This window comes from Streptomyces sp. NRRL F-2664, assembly GCF_000719345.1.
Taxonomy (GTDB): domain Bacteria; phylum Actinomycetota; class Actinomycetes; order Streptomycetales; family Streptomycetaceae; genus Streptomyces.
On record NZ_JOFX01000268.1, the window covers coordinates 1 to 1,028 of the forward strand.

2 pseudogenes are annotated in these 1,028 nt (G+C 67.0%); both read right to left on the reverse strand.

Annotated elements, in window-relative coordinates:
* Positions 1–114: pseudogene (locus tag IF89_RS44105) on the reverse strand (GNAT family N-acetyltransferase); the annotation flags it as partial.
* Between the two features lie 53 nt (positions 115–167).
* Positions 168–557: pseudogene (locus tag IF89_RS44110) on the reverse strand (IS5 family transposase); the annotation flags it as partial.
* Positions 558–1,028 lie beyond the last annotated feature (471 nt).

Here is a 1,028-nt window from a genome sequence, read left to right on the forward strand (position 1 = left end):
GGTGTTGCCGCGATCGTTCATCCAGACCACCGCAGCGTCGAGCATGTCCAGAATGGCCGGTGCGTCGGTCAGGCTGCCTGGTCTGATCCGTATGCCATGGGTGGTGTCATTCACGGCGGAAGCTTAGGCACTGTCGGGCGGATCACGAGCGAAGCCATAACCTGATCGCGGTGATTGCGGGGCGTCGTCCTTCTTTTCCGGACGCGTGGCTCCTTTTTGCGGGCGCCAGCCGCGTGCTGATGGGCCCGGCACGACGTCGAGTCCACACCGATCATGCTCCAGTCGATCCGGTCGGCCAGATCGGCGTCCGCCTGGACGGCACGCAGGATTCTGTCCCACGTGCCGTCCGCCGACCAGCGCCTGTGCCGCTCGTAGACGGTCTTCCAACTGCCGCAACGCTCGCGCAGGTCGCGCCACGGTATGCCGGTCCGCACCCGGAAGAGGATCCCGTTGATTACCGTGCGGTGGTCATTCCATCGGCCGCCGCGTCGCCCTGTCGCAGGCAGGTGCGGCTCCAGCCGGACCCACTCCCCATGCGTCAGATCACTCCGCCCCACGCTGAGAACTACGAGCCAACACGCTGCCAGTCACGTGATCCACCGGATCCTGCCTAGCCCTGTGGGCTGGGCATAGGCCGCCCAGTGTGTTGGGCGCTCCTCTCTCACTCGGCAGCAGTCCGTCCGAGGCTGGGCAAGGGGCGCAGAAACCTTCCTTCCCTCCTCCTCCTCCTCCTTGGACCTCCTTGGCGTTCCGGCCTTGTTCGCGGCCGGGAGGGGCGAAACGGGGAAGGGGGAGGCGGTCCATCGGCCCAGCCGATGTCCCTGAGTTGGCATCGCTCCGGCCGTCATCTGAGGCTTCCGCGCCCCTCCCGAGGGTCAGGCGCTGGTCCAGCAGTGTCGGCGGAAGGTTTCTGCGCCCCCAGCTCCAGTCCGGACGGACTGCGGCCGCGTGAGAGAGGTTCCCGGCAGTCTTTCGGCTTTCCGGGACGGGGCGGTCGGTCAAGGGTGGAGCGAAGCTCCATCGCGAAG